Source organism: Paenibacillus selenitireducens, assembly GCF_002021565.1.
In the GTDB taxonomy this organism is placed as follows: Bacteria; Bacillota; Bacilli; order Paenibacillales; family Paenibacillaceae; genus Paenibacillus_K; species Paenibacillus_K selenitireducens.
In genome coordinates this window covers 448061-468752 of record NZ_MSZX01000003.1, presented here as the reverse complement: position 1 = coordinate 468752, position 20692 = coordinate 448061, and the positions used below count along the sequence as shown (strand labels likewise).

Sequence of the window (20692 nt, the reverse complement as noted above, 5' to 3'; positions counted from 1 at the left end):
CATCCTTGATAACAGTTACTTCTTGAAAAGAGAGATAGAATCCTGCCTGCGGATGATTATTCAGTTCTTTCCATCTCCTCCATCTCCTCCGTCTTGACATACACCTTCGTCAAAGCTTTCGCCACTTGAGCCAACTCCGCTCGTAGGGACTGCGGTTCGAGCACCTCGGCTTGCGTCCCCCAACCCAATAACCATGGAATGGCATCTTCAACTTGTCTCACATGAAGGGTCACGAGCAGCCCTTCGTCCGTTTCTGTCATCCCCGTTACATCAGGTCCGGGATTGTCCTTTACTTTCTTTGCCGCAGCCTGTTGAAAAAGCACTTGTATTAAGACAGAACGCCCTCTGGCGGACTTGTATCTACGGAGTTGGAAGTCTGCAGGCCGCTGGAACGTCCGTGCCTCACGCTCCAAATCCGAAATACGCTCCACCCGGAACTGGCGGATGTCCTGACGCAAATGGCAATGTCCAATCACACTCCATGCGCCCGAAGCAAACACCAGACCATACGGATCAACAGAGCGTACGCTTTCCGAGCTTCCGTCGTCATATGGCGTTAGCCGATCATAGCGAAATTGAATCGCCGTCTCCGTTACAATCGCGCTGCGCAAGACACTTAACGTATCGGTCTCCCGCTCTTCTTGCGCGTGGGATAATGCTGCAAGCCGCAGCCCTGCGCGCTGCCGGTTTACTTTTCGCTTCATATTAAGGGGCAATACCGCCTCTACCTTGGAACGAAGCTTCTGCGCTGCTGCACGGTACCCATGATCTAATTGCTCTTCAATCCAATCACTCCCGAGCAGTAGGGCCATCGCTTCCTCTCCTGTAAAGCTGACAGGCGCCAAGAACTCCTCTGCTGCAAGCGAATATCCCCGTCCTGGGGACCCATAAATCGGAATACCCGCTTTACTCAGGGCTAATGCATCGCGATATATCGTTCTCACACTTGTTGCGAATAGCGCAGCTATATCCTCTGCCCGCATCATACCTTGCTGCTGCAGTTGTTGCACGATCGCCATCCGTCGATCCGTTCGATTCATGCCATCTCCCTCCAATTCAATACATCTTATGAGGAAATGGATCGTTTTACGCACAAAAAAGCCGCTACGCGCGAGAAACTCTCGCCGTAACGGCTTTTCTATATGCAATTACAAGCTTTTGGATACTTCGTCAACCATGGCAGGAACGGAAGTTAATCCGCCGCCGGATAAATACCAGTAATCTGGATCCAAGTATACGATTTTACCGTCTTTGAACGCGTTGGTATTTTTCACAAGATCATTTTCTACGACTTGCTTCGCGGAAGAATCACCTGATCCCCCGGACATTGCACCACGGTCTACAACAAATAGATAATCTGGATTTTTCTCAACAATATACTCGAAAGAAATGCTTTTACCATGTGTAGACACTTCGATGTTGCTATCGGATTGTTCAAATCCTAATACATCATGAATTAATCCGAATCGGCCACCTGCACCATATGCACTAACTTTGCCTTCATTCGCGAGGACAATGAGCGCTTTCTTGCCGCTAGATTTCGCCTTCTCACTAACCGTAGCAATCGTCTCGTCTACTTTCGCTAGTTCTTCTTTTACTGCATCTTCTTTACCAAATATTTTCCCTAATATCTCAGCATTCTCTTTAAAAGACTCCATATAACGCTTTGTATCGACACCTAGGTGAATCGTCGGTGCAATTTTGCTCAACTCTTCATAAGAATCTTGTTGGCGCCCTGAAATAATGATCAAATCCGGTTTCAAGCTATTTATCTTCTCGAAGTCCGGCTCTTTAAGTCCACCGGCATTTTCGTATTTAGCATCTTTAAATTTCTCTAAGTAACCTGGCAAGCTATCTTTGGATACCGCTAGAACATCCACACCTAATTTATCTAAAGAGTCCAATGTGCCATAATCAAATACAACGACTTTCGACGGGTTTTTCGGTACAACCGTTTCACCCAATTGATGTTTAACTGTAATTCCCTTCGCATCTTGCGTTGTTTCAGTGCCCGCAGACACTTCGGAATCCGTTGATGTATTTTTAGAGCCGCAAGCTGCAACTACGGTGATTACCATTGCAAACACAAGAAAAAGTAATGCTTTTTTCATTTTCCTACCACCTCTTAATTTTTTTATATATTAAATCGACAGTCCAGCTGTTAACCGTCGAACTTAATCCCTTTTACGCGAAATAGACGCAAATCTTATGATTGTTAATCTCCTCAATCCGAATATCCATCCCATAGACCTCTTGAAGCACATGATGATCGATAATCTCGGCTGTCGCCCCTTCGCGTACGATCTTCCCATCTTTCAAAGCTACAATGTAGTCGGAATAACAGGAGGCAAAGTTGATATCATGGATAACAATGACCACCGTCTTGCCTAACTCATCGACCAATCTTCTCAAGATCTTCATAATCTGAACCGAGTGCTTCATGTCCAAATTATTCAGCGGCTCATCGAGCAGCACATAGTCGGTATTCTGCGCGATAACCATTGCGATATAGGCACGCTGCTTCTGACCACCGCTCAGTTGATCCAAATATTTGTCCTGTATATCGGTGAGCTCCATGTAGGCAATCGCTTCATCCACAAAGGTCCAATCTTCAGGGGTTAACCTGCCTTGGGAATAAGGGAATCGGCCGAATGACACCAGTTCTCGAATGGTTAGACGAAGACTCGTATGGTTGGATTGCTTCAGAATGGAAATTTTCTTAGCGAGATCATTGCTTTTCCATTGTCCAATTTCCTTCCCATCGATCAGCACTTGACCTGTATCCTTCGAGATTAGTCGGGTAATCATCGAGATTAATGTACTTTTCCCTGCGCCGTTGGCACCAATGAAGGACGTAATTTTACCCTTCTGAATAGAGACGGAGACGTCCTCCACCACATACTTCGCGCCATAAGTTTTGGATACATTCTTCACTTCGATCATGACTTATTCTCCCTTAGCAGTAGATAGATAAAGTACACGCCACCAATAAAATTAATAATGACGCTAAGTGTGGTCGAGAAGGTAAATACGCGTTCAACAATCAATTGCCCGCCGACTAAAGCGACGATACTAATGAGCGTGGAGCCCAGAATCAACGTTTTGTGCTGATACGTACGAAGGAACTCATAAGCGACATTGGCTACAAGCAAACCTAAGAACGTAATGGGACCGATTAACGCGGTTGAAATCGAGATCAGAATCGCCACGATAGTCAGCAGTCTTTTGACAACCCGGTCATAAGGAACCCCTAGATTAATCGCTTGATCTCTCCCAAGGGACAGGACGTCTAGGTATTTCATATATTTCGCCAGGTATACAGCCACCAAGATAAAACACACGAGCGATATCATTAGAAGATTCGTCTTCATGTTATTGAAACTTGCGAACATTTTGTCCTGAACAATCTGAAATTCATTCGGATCAATCAGCACCTGCATGAACGAAGCCAGACTCTGGAATAATGTGCCGAAGATCAGACCGATCAGCAGCAGAAAATAGATATTGCGACCTTCCCCGCGGAACATCACCTTAAAGAGGATCGCAGAGAAGACAATCATTAACCCCAAGCAAATAATAAAATTGATATTCCCATTCCGAATGAACAGGCTGGACGAACCGAAAATAAAGATGACAATCGTCTGAATGAGCATATATAAAGCATCTAACCCGATAATACTCGGCGTCAGAATCCGATTGTTCGTTATCGTCTGGAATACCACCGTTGCGAAGGCAATCGCCCCGCCTGTCAGTATCATGGCGAAAATCTTCATCCCGCGCCGCGGCAGCACATAATCCCAATTGCCTCCAGCTTGAATCAGCATGTATGTCGCTATTAATATCAGGGCTAGCCCGAACAGAGAACCTAGTTTAGCGCGATTACTCATATGCCTTTCTCCTCATCAGTAAGTAAACGAAAATAATACTTCCCAGTATGCCTACCGTCAGGCTGATTGGAATTTCGTAAGGATAAATGACAATCCGACCCAATATGTCGCAGAAGAGCACGAATACGGCGCCTAACACGGCGGTGTGGAAAAGGCTGTGCTTCAGATGATCGCCCCGATACATCGAGACCAAGTTCGGAATAATTAACCCTAAGAAAGGAATAACACCGACGGTCAAAATCACTGAAGACGTCATTAATGCTACGAGAACAAGCCCGATGTTAACCACTCGTCTGTAGTTCATCCCCAGATTACGGGAGAAATCCTCTCCCATCCCCGCCACGGTAAATTTACTCGCATAGAGGTAGGCCACGATCACCAACGGGACCGTAATATACATCAACTCGTATTTTCCTTTCAGAATCATAGAGAAATCCCCGAGCAGCCAGGAGGACATGTTCTGAATGAGATCATACTTGTAAGCAAAAAACGTAGAAATCGACGTTATAATATTACCGAACATCAACCCGACAAGCGGGATGAATATCGTATCTTTAAATTTGATTTTCTCTAAAATACGCATGAATACGAATGTGCCTAGCAAAGCGAATACGAAAGCGACACCCATCTTCAGCAAAGGACTTGCCGTTGTAAACAGCATGAGCGCAACCAGAATGCCCAGCCGGGCAGAATCCATCGTCCCTGCCGTTGTAGGAGATACGAATTTATTGCGTGTAAGCTGCTGCATAATCAGACCGCAAATACTCATGCTGACGCCAGCGATAATGATACTGATCAGACGCGGTATCCGACTGACGAACAAGATTTGCGCTTGGTCCTCTGTGAGATGCAACAAATCGGACGGCTTCAAATCCCTTACACCGACAAAAATAGATAGAATAGATAATACGATAAGGGCAATAATCAAATATCTCTTTTTCATGACGCATCCTTTGAGTAGAGAGATTGTGGTCTATTTCTTACGCACCACATTTTGTGATAATGAGAATCACTATCAACGACTAGGGAGAATTATAGCACATTGCAGAATATATGCAAGGAAGCAACCTCCTTTTATAACACTGTATAAAAATACACAAAAAAGAGAATCTGCTCTAGCAGATTCTCCACATCCCTCGTATAGCCTTGGATTTACAAATAATTTATGATGAATATTACCAATTTGTTCGATTAGCTCATAGGGTTAAGTTGTCTCGATTTTCATAAAATAGACACATTTAAAAAATGTATACTGCATGTATATTCTTGTTTAGTCGCATTACCCTTGCAGCGCTTTTCTCACACTGAGAATATACTTCGACTGATCCAGCGGATTCACACCTCGGCGTTGACGCTCTGCCTTCACATCGGGTGGGCAAACCTCATACCCATCGAAAAAGGTTGCAATCGTGCCCCGGCCCTTCGTTAATGAACCGAGCTCCATCGGGTAATCCAGTGATGTAGCAACGGGTACGCGACCCTCGATGACCATTCGGTCTCCATGCAGGCTTGGCGGTTCAAAGGTTCCTCGCATGAGAATAAGATCATTCATCACACGTCCGCCGAACTCCTCTGGGACAACCATGCGGAATTGCAATATAGGCTCCAACAATTGCGTACCTACATTCGATAGTCCATCCATAATGCCCATGGGCGTAGCAACGGCAAAATCAAGCGGATGTGTATGCCACACATGATGTTCGCCTTCGATCAGCTTCACCTTCAAATCCACGACTTCCCAGCCATATAACCCTTGCTGTAGTGCCTCAGGAACCCTGCGAGCCACTTCGTTCTGATACTGGAGCAGCAGCTTCTCGGTTCGAACGTCCGCCTCATAATGCAGACCGCTGCCCCGTGGACCAGGCTCGATCCAGAAGCGGAGAATCGCCCAACACGGCTTCGGCATGGTATAAGCAATGAACCCTTCTCCAGCTTGTGCCGGCGTTTCTTTATAAATGACAGAAGGTTGTCCGAATTTCACCTGCAATCCGTATCGATTGGCAAGCAGATTCGTTAGAATCTCAAGCTGGATCGGACCCATCACTTTGACATGAAGCTCCCGCTCATCTTGCATCCACTGCACATCCAGCAGCGGATCCTCGTCTGACAGCTCTTGCATGGCCTGAACAACTTTCGGATATTCTGCTTCGTTCACCCAATGCGCTTGAACCGTCAACAGCGGCACGGCAAGCCGTGCTTCATCCGGAATGGCATCCGGCTGCCCTAACACATCGCCAATCCGAACCTGTGTCATCCCGCAGACGGCGGCAATATCCCCAGCTTGCAGCACGCCGATATCTTCCGATCGCCCGCCATCCACTTTACGAATTTGGGTTATTTTCTCCGCCAACTGCTGCGTATGATTATAGATCACATCTCGGTTTCGCATAGACCCTTCATATAAACGCACATATGCCATGCGCCCCATCGTTTTGTCGCGTTCGATTTTGAACACAATCCCTGACAGTGGAGCTTCCGCATCACCGTGCGCTGCAGGCAGATATTCAACCATCGCATCCATGACCGCGGTTACGCCGATACCCTTGCCTGCTGCACCGAAGAAAAGCGGAAAAATTTCAGCACGCTTTATCATATCGACTGCATGCTGCTTCCAATCGATTGGGTCGACAGTCTCGCCATTTAAATAACGCTGGAGAAGTTCCTCATTCCGCTCTGCGAGCGATTCGTATAACGACTCGTCCCCGTTCGCCCATAAATCTTCTGCTCCTTGGAAATCATGTTCGATACCGATAGACGCTTGAAAAGGAACGATATCCGGGGATAAATATTTATGAATTCCCTCCATCACGGCCTCCACATTCGCACCAATCCGATCCATTTTATTCACGAAAATAAGGGTCGGGATGCGCAGCTTGCGAAGGGCGTTCCAGATGACTTCCGTCTGGGCTTGTACGCCTTCGACTGCCGAAATAATCAATACAGCGCCGTCCATCACGCGCAAGGAACGTTCCACTTCAGACAGAAAATCGACATGCCCTGGTGTATCCACGAGATTCACCGCTTGGCCTTTCCACTTAAAAGACGTCATCGCCGCCCGCACCGAAATGCCCCGTTCTCTCTCAATATCCATCGAATCCGTCAATGCTGTACCCGAATCCACGCTGCCTAGCGACCGAATCCGCCCGCTCTCATACAATATATGTTCCGTCGTTGTTGTTTTTCCCGCATCCACATGCGCAAAAATCCCAACGTTTTGCTGCTGCTTCGATCGGTTACTCAAGGCGTTCAACTACCTTCCGTCAAATCTATTGACTTCAGTGTAATGGATTCCATCCCGACACGGCAAGATTCAACTCCAGATGGCTGCAAGCGTCAGCACTAGGATACGCGCGACATTGATAAGCACAAAATTACGAACGGCTAAGATGAACGTGTCTTTCTTGGTCTGCAGTGATTCGAACCGCTTGATGTTCCGATGCACGGGAATCAGTGTACAGAGCAGCAAGAGCAGCAGTACCGGATGTACTCGAAGATAAAATAGCACGAAAATGTCCAAATACGCCGCATAATAAATATACCGATACAGAAGAAGTGCATTCGGCTTCCCGATATAGACGGGCAGTGTATACCGCCGGTTCTCCATATCGTCTTCAACATCACAGATGTTATTCGCAAGCATGATATTCGCAATGGCAAGGATGGCTGGAATCGAAACCCCGAAGACCAACAACACTTCGACGAGCTGAATATCGAGATGCACGAATAGATTACTGTCTATCGTCAATGACACCAATTGATCCCCTGGCACATGAATATATGTCGATATAAAAATAATGACGAACCCCATAAATAAACCGGAGAACAGCTCTCCAAGCGGCATGCGGGAGATCGGAATCGGCCCGAAGGAATACAGAATCCCCACACAGAACGATAACCCCCCAAGCAAGAAAATGAGGAGCCCCGTCTCGAATACGAGCATGATGCCTGCCCCAATAGCTAGGAAGAGCAATACAGCAATCAGCAATACAACCGAACGTTCTTTCATACCGTATCGTACAACCGCATTATGTGTCTCATAGCCATAACCATGGGTACGAACCGCTTTTTTAAAGTCATAGTAATTGTTAATCGCCGTCGTAGCCATATCGAAGCTTAACAAAGACACGAGCATCAATAACCAGTGATACCCGTTGAACGTATGAAAATGGAAGATAGCATAGACCGTTCCCATCAGAAAAGGAATCATACTTGCTACTTTGGTCTTGATCTCTACCAAGTCTAAAAATCGTCTGATCATCATCCCTACTCCCCGCCATCTTCGGCAAAGACCGGTGCTTTCTGATAGAAAAAGTTCGGCTTTATGATGGTATTGTTGTAAGGTTTATGAAAAATATGCGTCGTAGCCGGCGAAACTGGCGGAATCAACCAGGTCCAATTCCCCGTTACCGGTCGCTCTGCCTTGGCTTCATTCGCTTCAAATCGCATAAATTGCTGTGCAGCCGTATGATGATCAACGATGGACACGCCCTTTTCCTTAAACGAATGCAATACCGCAACATTCAATTCAACGAGCGCCCGATCCCGCCATAATGACGACTCACTGCTCGTATCCAATCCAAGGATAGACGCCACCTTCGGCAGCATATTGTACCGTTCGGTATCCGCAAAATTCCGTGCTCCGATCTCCGTCCCCATATACCAACCATTGAATGGTGCCGCAGGATAGTTCATCCCGCCGATGTCGAGACGCATATCCGATACGGCTGGCACGGCATACCACTGTAAATGCAAATCCTCAAACGCCGCGTTCTCCGGATGTGTAATGGGTACCTCCAGCACGAGAGACTTCGGAATCTCAAAATAACGTGGTACACGCTCCCCGATCTGAATCACGATCGGCAGGATATCAAAGTGTCCACCGTCCCCTGTCCAGCCTAACTTCTGGCACATCTTCGTGAATGGAACCGAATGCGGATCACCTATGACCCCATGCTCGGTCTCATAGCCTGCATATCGGATCAATTGATGATTGAAAATACGGATAGTATCCCCCGGCGCATGCTCGGCCTTGAACACCGTTATCGTAGGCCGGATTTTGCCGCCGTTCGTCGCCGTCTCCACATGCTGGAACAGCGCTTCAGCAACCTCTTCCTCCGTCCGCAAGTCGCGAGCATCCAATACGGTCAGCGTATCCCAGAATAACCGCCCAATGCAGCGATTACTATTACGCCAAGCCAGCTTCGCCCCATAAGTCAGCTCCTCAAGCGTTTGTTCATAATATCCATGCTCGCGAATAGCATGTCTCACTTCTTCAATCCGAGCTAAAGCCTCTTCCTCTGTTCTTCCCCACTCTAGATAGCAAGTCCCAATAAATTGTTCTGCTTCCGCAACATCTACATTTGATGACATGTTCACAATACTCCTGTCCCCTAACGGATAATACCCTTATTATAGGGGGAATCTCCGCAAAAACAAAAAACGGCAGTCCGGGAATCCCCGAACCGCCGCTGTACATCATGTGATTAAGCTTGTTCTGCAGCTTCAATTTCAATAAAGACCTTCACTTCGTCCCCAATCAATACGCCGCCGGTCTCTAGAACTGCATTGTATGTTAGACCATAATCACTGCGTTTCAACGCGCCTGTCGCGCTAAAACCAACTTTCGTATTGCCCCATGGATCTTTACCTGCGCCTTCGAATGAAGCACGGAACGTCTCAAAGCGGGTTACGCCATGTAGCGTCACAGCCCCTGTGACATCGTACTCATCATCCGATACTTTAATAATCTGGCTGGATTCGAAATTCAAGGTCGGATTATTCGCAATATCAAAGAAATCGGCAGAACGTAAATGGTTATCACGATCATTATTGCGCGTATCCACACTACCCAAATCTACATTAAAATTAATTTTGGCGGTTGTAAGATCCTCCGGATCCGCAACAATTTGCGCCTCAAAGGTGTGGAAAGAACCTTTAACCTTCGCGATCATCATATGCTTGATTGTAAAATCAATACTGCTGTGTGCTACGTCTACTGCCCATTTCGAATTTGACATGTGAATAACCTCCCATAGTTATGTACTATATTTTAATTTGTTACATTAATAAACTTACTTACATTTTTATATTACCTATACATAACTGGAGTGTCAACAACTTTTTTCTATACTATCTTTTATGAAGCAAAAGCCGTAATCAGAACACCAATTGCAATAAGACCTACACCAATACCGCCCCAGAGCGATAGCTTTTCTCCCAAAAAGACGATTGCAAAAACCACAGCGAGCACCACACTCAACTTATCGATTGGCGCAACCTTGGCGACATCCCCCTTTTGGATCGCAACAAAATAAAATAGCCATGACATCGCCCCTGCCATACCGCTTAATACAATAAAGATCATGGCCTTACGATTCGCTAACACTTCTCCGATTTGCGTCACCTTCCCTTGCACCATAAGTACGCCAAGAAGGAACAGCATCATAATAACTGCACGAATCGTCGTCGCCGTGTTCGGATCTACCCCTTTCAATCCAATCTTCCCAAAAATCGATACGAGCGCCGCCATCCCAGCAGAACCCAAGGCATACCATAACCAACTGCCCATCTCCTACAACTCCTCCTTTTCACGTCACTGATCCATAGGTTATCTTCAGTCTTTACCTAATCGCCAGATGATTTTCACATATTTGGGTTACATTATAACAGAGCATGCATTGTAAAGGAGGGTCAGAATGGATAATACACACGACTTTGTACAGAAAGTACATGACACGCAAGAGAAAGCACGTAAAAACAAGCAGCATAACGGACAAGGCAGCCCTGAGAAACAATTGCCTGGCAAACAGCAGCACGGTACCAACAAATAATTCATCGCATCCAAAAAGGCTTCATTTTCCGGCACAGGAACGTGAAGCCTTTTTTACTTTATCGTCCACAATTTTAATGATGTTATGTAATATTATATAACATTATATATGCAATTCGCTAATATATTTGTGTTAAATTCTAATTTTTTTGTTGTTTTTGGTTGTTCATCGGATTCATTTGCACAAATGAGAGAATACTTTGTATTTTAATGTTAGATATATTGACAACACACTTGTGATTTTTTATTATACGAACATAGTCATAAGTTTTTCCTACATTTTGGTAAGTCGATGGAACTAGTACACGATATAAATCACACGAGAGAGAGGTTATGTAACATGGAAATAGGAATCAATGGCGTATGGACCATGCTTGGCGCAATTCTCGTTCTTTTCATGCAATGCGGATTTATCATGTTGGAGGCAGGATCCACCCGAATGAAGAATGCGGGACATATTGCAGGGAAGACGATTTTCACGATCGGGATTGTATCGATAGTATTCTGGGCCGTTGGATATGCACTCATTTTTGGCTCTCACGGGAATGGACTTATTGGATGGGGAGATTACTTCGGCTTCAATGTCATGGATATTCCAGACGGAGCGAGCGTTGCGCCAACGGTCAACTTTATTTTCCAATTAGCCTTCGCAACGATTTCCATGTCTATCGCTTTCGGCGGTTTCGCAGAACGTGCTAAAATGTCGGCTTACTTGATCTTTGCGATTGTGTTCTCGGTCGTGATCTACCCTGTCATCGCACACTGGATCTGGGGCGGCGGTTGGTTAGCTGCGCACGGCAAACAAGACTTTGCCGGTTCCACAGTTGTTCACTTAACAGGTGCTATGGCCGCTATGGCTGCTACACTGCTCTTAAAACCTCGTCTCGGTAAATATAATAAGAATGGTAAACCTAACAATATCTTAGGACACAATCAAGTGTTCACAACACTTGGCGTAATGATTCTATGGGTAGGTTGGTTCGGATTTAACGCAGGAAGTACCATTACGGCTGGCGATGGAAGCTTCTTCGGTTTCGTAGCCATCAACACACAGCTAGGCGCAGCTGCTGGTGCCGTGGCAGCGATGCTCATCGCATGGCTCGTGACAGGCAAAGCAGACATCTCCGTCATGCTCAACGGTGCTCTCGCAGGTCTCGTTGCCATCACGGCATCCTGTGCCTTCGTTGAATCTTGGGCAGCCATTGTGATCGGTCTCGTTGCGGGGATCTTGGTATTCATCAGCATGCGTTTCTTCGAAAGACTTCGTATGGATGATCCGATCTATGCCATGTCCGCTCACGGTGCGGCAGGGGTATGGGGAACGCTTGCGAATGGATTCTTCGCAACACCTGAATTAGCCGCGAAAGTTGGTGTAGGTAAAGCAGGTCTTTTCTACGGCGGCGGCCTCGAGCAATTGGGCGTTCAAGCGCTTGGCGTTGTCGTATGTGCGGCATTTGCCTTCGGAGTAACATATCTGGTTCTTTATATCATGAAAGTAACCATCGGTATTCGCGTAACGGAAGAAGAAGAGACGATTGGTCTAGATATGAGTGAACACGGAGCTTATGGATATCCAGAACAAATGAAAGAGCTTCAAACCTCAGGAACAAGCCAATCCGTGTAACACATCTTCAGAGAGAATACGAAGAAGCCAACTGCATCAAGCAGTTGGCTTCTTCGATTGTGATATAGGGATCCCGATCCACGTTACTTTCTCCGTCTCGCCGGGATACGTATTTGCACCGACGTACCAATCCCTAACTTACTATAGATGGATACCCCGTAGCCTGCGCCATATTGAAGCTTAATCCGCTGATCCACATTTCGAATTCCGTACCCCGCATTCACATGGCCCTCGAAATCAAAAATTTGGTCAATCCGCTCTTGCTTCATGCCAATCCCGTCATCAATAATGCGGAAGAGGATATCGTCGCCGTCTCTTTGTCCCACAATGCGAATATGGATCCGGTCTGCACACCATGCGTGCTTCATCACATTTTCGATAAACGGTTGAAGAACCAGCTTCATGGTCTCATACGGCCAGATGTCAGGATCAACATCGAACATGACTTCCATCCGATCACCGTACTTTATTTTTTGAATCTCCAGATACGCATTCGCCTGCTCAATCTCCGTAGGTACGGGGATCATTGTGCGTCCTTCATTCAAGGTCAGCCGATAGAATTTCGCCAATTCGAGCACGGTCTGCTGCACTTTCTCCGTTTCACCAAATTTGGCTAAGCGATTAATCGAGGATAAGGTATTGTACAGAAAATGCGGATTAATCTGCGATTGCAGCGTCTCCAATTCTGCTTCCTTCTTCTGCAGCTGGGTCAGGTATACCTCTTTGATCAAGTCGCCGATATTCTCACCCATCTCATTCAGCGCCGTTGCAATCTGTGAGAACTCGTCCTTCCCACGATAGGATATCCGCTTATGAAGATCCCCTTCACGAAAGGCATTCAGAACAGAGACAAATTTATTGATTCGAATCGAGAAATACCGGGAGATGAAGACACCTGCAAAGGTAAAGACAACCAGACAAAGGAAACATACCGCGATGACGAACATCCGAACCTTCAAGGAATCCTTCTCCATAATATTCGTTGGAATATAGGCGACTAACTTCCACGAAGGATTATTCAGATTTTCTTCAATCGTTAGATAATGGCTTTCTGATTCATTCTGGTGAAGCAGCTCGCTTGATAACACCCCGGATTGATACATGACGGTGTCTTTCTCATCCAAGATGGTGATGACACTGCCTTCGCCAATCTTATGATAGTCTGCGCTCTGGAACAGCTCCGAAATTCGCACGCTCAGACGCATGAACCCAATCTCTTTGAGCCGCACCGGATCAAAACTATCCACCATCCGACGCAAGAGCGAAATGCGATCGAAGTCCCCATCCCGTTCAACTTGCTTCCACTGCATCGTATGCCCGTAATTCTCCACAGGGAAACTCAGGTACCAAGGCTTATCTTCAATTCTCTTCAGATGATACAATCCGTAAGAGCGCTCAAGCGCATCTGGATTCTCATTGTCGAAGGAACCGTTATAGACCTCCGGAAGGGTATCATTCTCCAGAAAAATCGACATCCATAAATTCATACCTGTTGCATTCAACGCAATGTTCAATTTCGGCATAATATATTTTGTAGTTCGCTCGAAGCTTTCCCATCCCTCTCGATAGCTTCGCAGCTGCGTGGCAAGTGAATAGTCATAATACAACATTCCGGAGACACGCGTAACATCCTCTAGCTTATATTCGATATTATCCTTGATTTGAAGCAGCGTACCTTGAATATTGCTCGTGGTCTGCTTGCGAATCGAATCTTGATACATGGCGTGCGAGACATAGCCAATTACCAGAACCGGAATAATGATGAAGATCATAAACGTGAACATAAGCTTATATCCAATCGGGAGATAGCCTGGATTTTTAGGACGGACAGGCATTGGCATGGATATATCCCCCCGTTAACATTCTCTTTTGCGATACTCCATCGGTGTCATGCCAAAGGTCTCTCGGAATTGCCGGCTAAAATAAGGAAGATAGCGATATCCCACTTGATCGGCAATTTGATAGATCTTAAGCGATGGGTCCTTCAGCAGCTCGCGCGCTTGATCCATACGCATCTGAATGAGCACCTCACTGAAGGTCTTTCCGACCTCTTCTTTGAAGAGAAATCCCAAATAATTGGGTGAAAAAGAAAACTGGTGCGCGATATCCTTTAACGTAATATTCTCATGAAGGCGTTCTTTGACCGTCTTTAATATTTCCCGGGTAAGTTTGCTGTTCTTCGAGGTTGACTTCTGATGAAGCAATTCGGAAATTTCGTACACCTTTCGCACAAGCCACGAACGGATATCCAAGGTCGTTTCGAACTGTAACAAGATATCGAGATTGTGAAGCTCCATCCCCAGCATATCGAAGATATTCTCATCCAAAGTCTGCAAATGCTGATCCAGCTTCCATATCAAATACATCGTAAGATTATGAATCGTTAATTTGGAACGTATCGTACTCACGGATTGGAATAAATTTTCGATTTCATCATGGATACGAACCAACTCATAATGCGTCATGGCCGTGAATAATGCATCCAATCGAAAATCTAATGTTTTCGCGTCATGTAACGCTGGCGCTTTGCGCACCTCTTCATAATAAATCTGCTTCCCTTTACCGAAGAACATCTTTCCATCTAAGGCTTCTAAGGCTTGCTGGTATGACACATGCAATTGATCTAGCCCTAAGACCGCTTCACCTACTCCGATGGTCATCGTCCGCCGTGCGAAGATGGATTCCAGCGTCCCGTACATCTCTTGCATGCATGCACCGAGTGCAGACTCGGACATCAGGATCGCCATCCGATGGCGTGATACCTTGCAGCTATGCGGCATGCCATGTTTCTTGCAAATCTCATTCATCGCAACGAAGAACATATTCATGATCTCTTGCTGCGACGGCTCCCCTTCACCCTGGAGCATCCATGCCAAATCATCCAGCTCCAACACGGCAATCCGAATCGGCCATTGCAGGACACTTAGACCGTATGAAACGGCAAGTTTCTGGAGCTTATCCGAATGATCCCATGTTAAATCCCCTTCAAATAGACGAATAAGCAAATCATTCTTCGCCATCGGGATCATCTGCATGTACGCTTCCTCGGTATCCCGGCGTTTCCGTTCTTCATCCAGATCTTGCTTGACCTTCGTTAATGAGGATATGAGCTCATTATCATCCATCGGCTTCAGCACATAGCTGACGGCCTTCAGGGATAATGCCTGCTTCACATAATGAAAGTCCTGATATCCGCTCACGAAAATGATCCGCAGATCGCTTTTCTTATCCAGCGCAAGGCGGGCCAATTCCAAGCCCGACATGTTCGGCATGTTGACATCCGTTACTAAGATATCGATGACGTGTTGCTCCATGACCTCACAAGCGGAGAACCCATTGCTGACGGCATCTACAACTTCTAACCCTAACTCAGACCACGGGATGAATTGCTTCATACCTTCTAAATCTAGCATTTCATCGTCTGCTAACAAAACCTTATACATGCCCCCAGCCCCCCTTGGAATGATGTCTACACACTGCGAGTCTAGCATACAAACGAGGGTATACTATAGTAGTATACCCTTCGTTTATTATCGGACAAGAATATGCTACCACAATAGAATTCATCAAAGTTTCGACGTATCGAAACACAAAATTCTATTTGGCGATAAAAACTACCTTATAACGCGGTCGCTCATCTTCGAAAGAACCGAGGATAGAGGTTTTTCTCATTGACCAGCCATTTTCTTTAAGTTTTCTTGCCATTTCGTTGTTCTGAAGGCAAGAAGTTTATCGAAGCCAGCTGTTTGTGCATCTGCTTCAGCTTTATCTAGAACAGCAATGACATCTGCATCGGATTTTGCGAATAATGCTTTTGCTCTCGCCTCAAGATAAATATCTTCTATACGTTGGCGAATAATACCTTCTTCGCTCTCAGGCATTGGATCCAGATTCACGAATTCTGTTGCATCGGATTGTGACTTCCAAGTCACAGTGCTTTGCCAGTGTGTAGCCCAGCTGCGTTTTTCTTCTGGAAGAGATGCTTCATATTTCGCTTTTGTCTTATCATCAAATACCGTGTTACCATTCCACATCAAGTTAACCGTTTCACCTTGAAGCTTCGCAAGACCATCTGCATCTGTAACGTATTTATCTGTGAATTTAGGTGTAATCCCATCCGTGTCTACGCCATCCCAATATTCGCCTGGAGGGCCCCACATTTGAACGCTTTGTCCTTCTGGACCTGTGTACCAATCCAAGAACGCGAAGATCGCTTCTGGATTTTTAGCTGCTTTGGTAATAACGGATACGTTCCAACCTAATTGGTTAAATGAACCCGGGAATACTTTCGCTGGATCGATTCCTTCTGCATGAACTGGAGGAATCATGATATAACCGCCGTTTGGATCTGCTTTGGCAAGCTCAGGTTGAGCAAGCTGAGCGATGTCTGTCGGGCTGGCTGTCGCATAGATCGCTACGCGACCTGTCATAATTTTCTCTTTCTCTTGGTCTTTCGTTTGGGTCATCGCATCTTGCGTCATTAATTTCTCACGGAACAATTTCGCCGAATAGACCATCGACTGACGGAACGGCTCATCCTTGAAGATGGAAGTCAACTTGTCCCCTGTAGGTACAGCACGGATACGCGTGAAGCTCTTATTGTCTTCTTTGAACGCGGCATACAATTGATCTAGACCTTGCCCGTCTTTTGCAATACCTGTCTCAAACGGAATCACGTTCGGATATTTTTCTTTGACTTGTTTCAAGTAGTTGTACAAATCGTCTGTCGTTTCAATTTTCGGCGAACCAAGCTCTGTGTAGATCTTCTTGTTTACAACATAACCTGCATTACCGTTCGGTTGGCTTGTATACCAGTTCGGGAACTGATACAATTTGCCGTCCTCGGAACGAAGCATGTTCATCCCTTTGGAATCTAACCATGTTTTCAAGTTCGGATATTTATCAAGATAATCATCGAATGCAACGAGCATGCCCGCCTCACGCAACTTCTCCACATCGGAACCGCGATCCATCCAAATGACATCAGGAAGTTCATTGGTTGCAATCATCGTATTTAGTTTCTGTGCTGCACTACCGCCAGAGTGAATCGCTGTGATATTCACTTTTTTATTATCTTTAATCCATGCTGTTGCACGATCTTGCCCCCATGTAGGCATTGTGTACCAATCATAGTGACCATAGAAAGTAAAATCCAATTGCTCTTTGCCCAGCTCGTATTTATCACTCGCTGTTGTTGCCTCGCCTGCGTTACTCTCTGTCTTCGTACCTTCATCGGTTGTGCTCTTCTCTGTAGAATCCGATTTACCGCCGCACGCTGCTAGTAGAGAAAGAACTAGGAAAGCGCACAAGACACTCAAAAGCATTTTTTTCTTCATCTGACTATTTCCCCTTTCAATATTGTATTTATGTTTAAAGCAAGATGCCCTAAACGAAGGAACCAAGGTACAACTACTCTTTTAACGAACCAACCAATACGCCCTTAACGAAGTACTTCTGCACGAATGGATACACCATTACAATCGGTAGTGTTGCAACCATCATCGTTGCCATGGACAAGGATTTACTGGTTACGCTCTGCATCTTCGCCAATTGCCCTTGTGCCGCAGAATCCATATTCGACATTTGCTCTGTCATAATATTCGAACTTAGGATTTGCTTCAACATGGTCTGAATCGGAAGAAGCTTCTCATTCGAGATATAGATACTTGGAAGGAACCAGTCATTCCAATGATAAATCGCCGTAAATAAGGATAACGTCGCAATAACCGGACCAGACAGCGGTATAACAATACGGAAGAATGTCCCCCAATGCCCACATCCGTCAATCTTCGCGGATTCCTCAAGCCCCTGAGGCAGCCCTTGGAAAAAGGTTCTAAAGATAATCATGTTCCATACGCTGATGAGACCCGGAATAATGAACACCCAGAACGTATTGATAAGTCCAAGGCTGCGATTCAATAGGAACGTGGGAATCAACCCACCGTTAAAGTACATCGTGATAATACAGATGACCATATAATATTTGCGTCCCATGAGCTCGCGCTTGGACAAGCCGTAGGCAAGAATGCTTGTTGCCAAGATAGAGAATAGGGTCCCCACCACAGTACGCATTACGGAAATCCCAAACCCATTTAACAACCGCTTGTCCTTAAAAACAACCTCATAGTTCTCAAGCGAGAAGCTTCTTGGCCAGAACGTAACACCGCCCATAGAGGTATCGATTCCTTTATTAAAGGATATAACAAGCGCATTCCAGAACGGATAGAAAGTTAAGAAAGCGAGTAAAGTTAATAACGTATAGATTGCGATATACATCAGTCGATCAGATAGTTGAAGCCGTGCCACTAGAATACACCTCCCATGAAGTCTTTCGTCTTACCACAAGCTGTTACCGGATTTTCTTGCGAGATAATTAGCCATTGTCAGAAGACCTACACTAATAACCGCTTTGAAAAGTCCAACCGCCGTGGCGTATGAGTATCGGGAATTCTGTATACCGACACGATAAACATAAGTTTCTATGACATCCGATACTTCTCGAAGTACGGGGTTCACACCAAGCAGCAAAATGTCTTCAAATCCCGCATTAAGCAGGTTACCGATCGCGAGAATCATAAAGATAATGACAACCGGCATAATGGAAGGAAGCGTGATGAGATAGATTTGCTTGAATTTATTCGCGCCATCTATGGAAGCAGCTTCGTACATGCTCGGGTCAATGCCTGCAATGGCTGCCATATAGACGATCGAACCGAACCCTATCTCTTTCCACACAGTCGTCGTCACCAAGATGCTCCAGAATAATTTCGGAATGGACAAGAAATTAATCGGTTCATTCACGAGATTCAAATTCTCGAGCAAAATATTGACACTGCCGTTATCGGTGGATAACAGTGACATCACGATTCCTGCTACGATAACCCAGGACATAAAGTGTGGAAGATACGTGATCGTCTGAATCACACGTTTGAAGAACATGTGTCTTACTTCATTCAGCATCAAGGCCAGAATGATCGGTGCTGGGAAGCCGATACAAAGCTTCAATAAACTAATCACCATCGTATTCCGCATGACATTGAAGAACTCTGGTGAATTAAAGAACATTTCAAAATGTTTGAATCCCACCCATGGACTATGTAGAAATCCCTTAAAGATACTGTAATCCTGAAAGGCCATTAAGACGCCATACATCGGGATATAGCTGAAAATTAGAATTAATATGATGCCGGGAACGACCATGAGCTGCAAGTCCCATTGTCTCTTGAGCCTCGACAAATTGCCTTGCTTCGATGCTGGAATGGGAACATCGCTCTCCGGTTTGACGGATATCTGCGCCATGTAATAACCTCCTTGTCTGTATTCTTATTTTAAAGTTTAAGCGCTTCCATTGGGTAGATGTGTAAACAACGAAATGTGATACATTTCCATGTAATTTATTAACATACCCTGTGAACCCATGACAAAAAGGCCGATTTGCTGATGCAATCGGCGCTTTCTCACAATATAGGCATTACCCCCTACTCCTTCTAATATAGTGTATGGAAGAAGGGCGGGATGCACGTGGGTATGAATAGTTATCAAGATCAATGGGCCATTTTTCTTGCAGCTGTGTGTGAACAGACCTATGCACAATTCAACGATCCCAACGGCAAGTTCGTCGTTCCGTTGAATTATTCCGAAGTCGCTAGCATTCGCGCGAAATCCATTAGCAGGGTATGGGAGCGGTTCGGGTTTATGCTGGAGTCATCACAAGAAATCATCATTGCTTTTCGAGGTACCATGTCCAAGACCAATTGGATTTCAGATGCCATCGCATCACAGAAAACCTTCAAATATATTCAAGAGCCTTGCCTGACGCATCGGGGATTCACCGATATCTATTCATCGGCAAGGGATCAAATCATAGCTGGGCTCAACAAACTCTCCCCTGATAAAACCTTATTTGTAACCGGGCATAGTCTTGGAGCAGCGCTCGCCACGTTATGTGCCATCGATATCGCCGCAAATACGAAATTCACATCCCCTTACCTTTTTACATACGGTTCGCCTCGCGTCGGTGATCCCGCTTTTGCTCGGGTATTCCCCAAATACGTCAAGAATAGCACCCGCATTGCCAATCTCTTCGATGTCGTCACGCATGCGCCCCCATTCATCTATAAGCTGCCTAAACGAGAGAAAACCTACTACTATAGCCATGTCCCGTCCGTGACCTCTCTTCACTTTCAAAACGGCTCCGTCGCGGCCAATCATCTCATCGGTAGTTATTTCGACGATCTATCTGAGCAAAATCCAGCGTATGCCAAGCTCTTATGCAATCTCAACCCCGGGTTTTGCCCTGTTGCGGACACGAAATCCAGTGAATAAATGATGTACCCTTCGTCATTGAGTTTG

General features: G+C 45.7%; 18 protein-coding genes. 3 read left to right on the top strand and 15 right to left on the bottom strand.

Features of this window, described 5'->3' with window-relative positions; all coding sequences use genetic code 11:
• Positions 1 to 56 precede the first annotated feature (56 nt).
• From BVG16_RS09935 to BVG16_RS09890, 10 genes are all read right to left on the bottom strand, one after another.
• A complete protein-coding gene (locus tag BVG16_RS09935) occupies positions 57 to 1040 on the bottom strand; it encodes a helix-turn-helix transcriptional regulator (protein WP_078498391.1) in 984 nt (327 codons plus the stop codon).
• A gap of 108 nt (positions 1041 to 1148) precedes the next feature.
• A complete protein-coding gene (locus BVG16_RS09930) occupies positions 1149 to 2111 on the bottom strand; it encodes a siderophore ABC transporter substrate-binding protein (protein ID WP_078498390.1) in 963 nt (320 codons plus the stop codon).
• A 73-nt stretch (positions 2112 to 2184) separates the two neighbouring features.
• Complete coding sequence (locus tag BVG16_RS09925; RefSeq protein ID WP_078498389.1) at positions 2185 to 2943, bottom strand: iron ABC transporter ATP-binding protein; 759 nt, start codon at positions 2941 to 2943, stop codon at positions 2185 to 2187.
• Positions 2940 to 3887 carry an iron chelate uptake ABC transporter family permease subunit gene (locus BVG16_RS09920; protein WP_078498388.1) on the bottom strand — a complete coding sequence of 316 codons (948 nt, stop codon included), beginning with the start codon at positions 3885 to 3887 and terminating at the stop codon, positions 2940 to 2942. The genes BVG16_RS09925 and BVG16_RS09920 overlap by 4 nt, the downstream gene beginning before the upstream one ends.
• A complete protein-coding gene (locus tag BVG16_RS09915) occupies positions 3880 to 4830 on the bottom strand; it encodes an ABC transporter permease (protein ID WP_078498387.1) in 951 nt (316 codons plus the stop codon). The genes BVG16_RS09920 and BVG16_RS09915 overlap by 8 nt, the downstream gene beginning before the upstream one ends.
• A gap of 336 nt (positions 4831 to 5166) precedes the next feature.
• Positions 5167 to 7128 (bottom strand): GTP-binding protein, encoded by a 1962-nt coding sequence (locus tag BVG16_RS09910; protein WP_078498386.1) that lies wholly within the window; start codon positions 7126 to 7128, stop codon positions 5167 to 5169.
• Between the two features lie 69 nt (positions 7129 to 7197).
• The gene (locus tag BVG16_RS09905) at positions 7198 to 8148 is read right to left on the bottom strand and encodes a 1,4-dihydroxy-2-naphthoate polyprenyltransferase (protein ID WP_078498385.1); all 951 of its coding nucleotides are present in this window, start codon (positions 8146 to 8148) and stop codon (positions 7198 to 7200) included.
• A gap of 2 nt (positions 8149 to 8150) precedes the next feature.
• Positions 8151 to 9257, bottom strand: coding sequence for a nitric oxide synthase oxygenase (locus BVG16_RS09900; protein WP_078498384.1), 1107 nt, complete (start codon positions 9255 to 9257; stop codon positions 8151 to 8153).
• A gap of 113 nt (positions 9258 to 9370) precedes the next feature.
• Entirely contained in the window at positions 9371 to 9904 is a 534-nt protein-coding gene (locus BVG16_RS09895) for a YceI family protein (RefSeq protein ID WP_078498383.1), read from the bottom strand.
• Positions 9905 to 10023: 119 nt separating this feature from the next.
• Complete coding sequence (locus tag BVG16_RS09890; protein WP_078498382.1) at positions 10024 to 10455, bottom strand: EamA family transporter; 432 nt, start codon at positions 10453 to 10455, stop codon at positions 10024 to 10026.
• Between the two features lie 127 nt (positions 10456 to 10582).
• Between BVG16_RS09890 and BVG16_RS09885 the strand changes: the two genes are divergently transcribed.
• Together BVG16_RS09885 and BVG16_RS09880 are read left to right on the top strand one after the other, a co-directional pair.
• Positions 10583 to 10717, top strand: a complete 135-nt coding sequence (locus BVG16_RS09885) for a DUF4023 domain-containing protein (protein ID WP_078498381.1) — start codon at positions 10583 to 10585, stop codon at positions 10715 to 10717.
• A gap of 339 nt (positions 10718 to 11056) precedes the next feature.
• The gene (locus BVG16_RS09880) at positions 11057 to 12340 is read left to right on the top strand and encodes an ammonium transporter (RefSeq protein ID WP_078498380.1); all 1284 of its coding nucleotides are present in this window, start codon (positions 11057 to 11059) and stop codon (positions 12338 to 12340) included.
• A gap of 83 nt (positions 12341 to 12423) precedes the next feature.
• Here BVG16_RS09880 and BVG16_RS09875 read toward each other — a convergent pair whose 3' ends face one another.
• The 5 genes from BVG16_RS09875 to BVG16_RS09855 all read right to left on the bottom strand — a co-directional run bounded on the left by BVG16_RS09875 (position 12424) and on the right by BVG16_RS09855 (position 19639).
• Positions 12424 to 14181: a sensor histidine kinase gene (locus tag BVG16_RS09875; protein ID WP_078498379.1), complete on the bottom strand. Its 1758-nt coding sequence runs from the start codon at positions 14179 to 14181 to the stop codon at positions 12424 to 12426.
• A 15-nt stretch (positions 14182 to 14196) separates the two neighbouring features.
• Positions 14197 to 15783 (bottom strand): response regulator, encoded by a 1587-nt coding sequence (locus BVG16_RS09870; RefSeq protein WP_078498378.1) that lies wholly within the window; start codon positions 15781 to 15783, stop codon positions 14197 to 14199.
• A 225-nt stretch (positions 15784 to 16008) separates the two neighbouring features.
• Positions 16009 to 17676: an extracellular solute-binding protein gene (locus BVG16_RS09865; protein ID WP_078498377.1), complete on the bottom strand. Its 1668-nt coding sequence runs from the start codon at positions 17674 to 17676 to the stop codon at positions 16009 to 16011.
• 73 nt (positions 17677 to 17749) lie between these two features.
• Positions 17750 to 18616: a carbohydrate ABC transporter permease gene (locus tag BVG16_RS09860; protein ID WP_144027349.1), complete on the bottom strand. Its 867-nt coding sequence runs from the start codon at positions 18614 to 18616 to the stop codon at positions 17750 to 17752.
• 60 nt (positions 18617 to 18676) lie between these two features.
• Positions 18677 to 19639 (bottom strand): ABC transporter permease, encoded by a 963-nt coding sequence (locus tag BVG16_RS09855; protein ID WP_078498375.1) that lies wholly within the window; start codon positions 19637 to 19639, stop codon positions 18677 to 18679.
• Between the two features lie 228 nt (positions 19640 to 19867).
• Here BVG16_RS09855 and BVG16_RS09850 point away from each other — a divergent pair, with 228 nt between their 5' ends.
• Complete coding sequence (locus tag BVG16_RS09850; protein WP_408635316.1) at positions 19868 to 20665, top strand: lipase family protein; 798 nt, start codon at positions 19868 to 19870, stop codon at positions 20663 to 20665.
• Positions 20666 to 20692 lie beyond the last annotated feature (27 nt).

What these genes read in the sequence shown, in the direction of transcription:
- BVG16_RS09935 (WP_078498391.1), bottom strand. Translation starts at nt 1,040, where the DNA reads ATGAATCGAACGGATCGACGGATGGCGATCGTGCAACAACTGCAGCAG.
- BVG16_RS09930 (WP_078498390.1), bottom strand. Translation starts at nt 2,111, where the DNA reads ATGAAAAAAGCATTACTTTTTCTTGTGTTTGCAATGGTAATCACCGTA.
- BVG16_RS09925 (WP_078498389.1), bottom strand. Translation starts at nt 2,943, where the DNA reads ATGATCGAAGTGAAGAATGTATCCAAAACTTATGGCGCGAAGTATGTG.
- BVG16_RS09920 (WP_078498388.1), bottom strand. Translation starts at nt 3,887, where the DNA reads ATGAGTAATCGCGCTAAACTAGGTTCTCTGTTCGGGCTAGCCCTGATA.
- BVG16_RS09915 (WP_078498387.1), bottom strand. Translation starts at nt 4,830, where the DNA reads ATGAAAAAGAGATATTTGATTATTGCCCTTATCGTATTATCTATTCTA.
- BVG16_RS09905 (WP_078498385.1), bottom strand. Translation starts at nt 8,148, where the DNA reads ATGATGATCAGACGATTTTTAGACTTGGTAGAGATCAAGACCAAAGTA.
- BVG16_RS09900 (WP_078498384.1), bottom strand. Translation starts at nt 9,257, where the DNA reads ATGTCATCAAATGTAGATGTTGCGGAAGCAGAACAATTTATTGGGACT.
- BVG16_RS09895 (WP_078498383.1), bottom strand. Translation starts at nt 9,904, where the DNA reads ATGTCAAATTCGAAATGGGCAGTAGACGTAGCACACAGCAGTATTGAT.
- BVG16_RS09890 (WP_078498382.1), bottom strand. Translation starts at nt 10,455, where the DNA reads ATGGGCAGTTGGTTATGGTATGCCTTGGGTTCTGCTGGGATGGCGGCG.
- BVG16_RS09885 (WP_078498381.1), top strand. Translation starts at nt 10,583, where the DNA reads ATGGATAATACACACGACTTTGTACAGAAAGTACATGACACGCAAGAG.
- BVG16_RS09880 (WP_078498380.1), top strand. Translation starts at nt 11,057, where the DNA reads ATGGAAATAGGAATCAATGGCGTATGGACCATGCTTGGCGCAATTCTC.
- BVG16_RS09875 (WP_078498379.1), bottom strand. Translation starts at nt 14,181, where the DNA reads ATGCCAATGCCTGTCCGTCCTAAAAATCCAGGCTATCTCCCGATTGGA.
- BVG16_RS09870 (WP_078498378.1), bottom strand. Translation starts at nt 15,783, where the DNA reads ATGTATAAGGTTTTGTTAGCAGACGATGAAATGCTAGATTTAGAAGGT.
- BVG16_RS09865 (WP_078498377.1), bottom strand. Translation starts at nt 17,676, where the DNA reads ATGAAGAAAAAAATGCTTTTGAGTGTCTTGTGCGCTTTCCTAGTTCTT.
- BVG16_RS09860 (WP_144027349.1), bottom strand. Translation starts at nt 18,616, where the DNA reads ATGTATATCGCAATCTATACGTTATTAACTTTACTCGCTTTCTTAACT.
- BVG16_RS09855 (WP_078498375.1), bottom strand. Translation starts at nt 19,639, where the DNA reads ATGGCGCAGATATCCGTCAAACCGGAGAGCGATGTTCCCATTCCAGCA.
- BVG16_RS09850 (WP_408635316.1), top strand. Translation starts at nt 19,868, where the DNA reads ATGAATAGTTATCAAGATCAATGGGCCATTTTTCTTGCAGCTGTGTGT.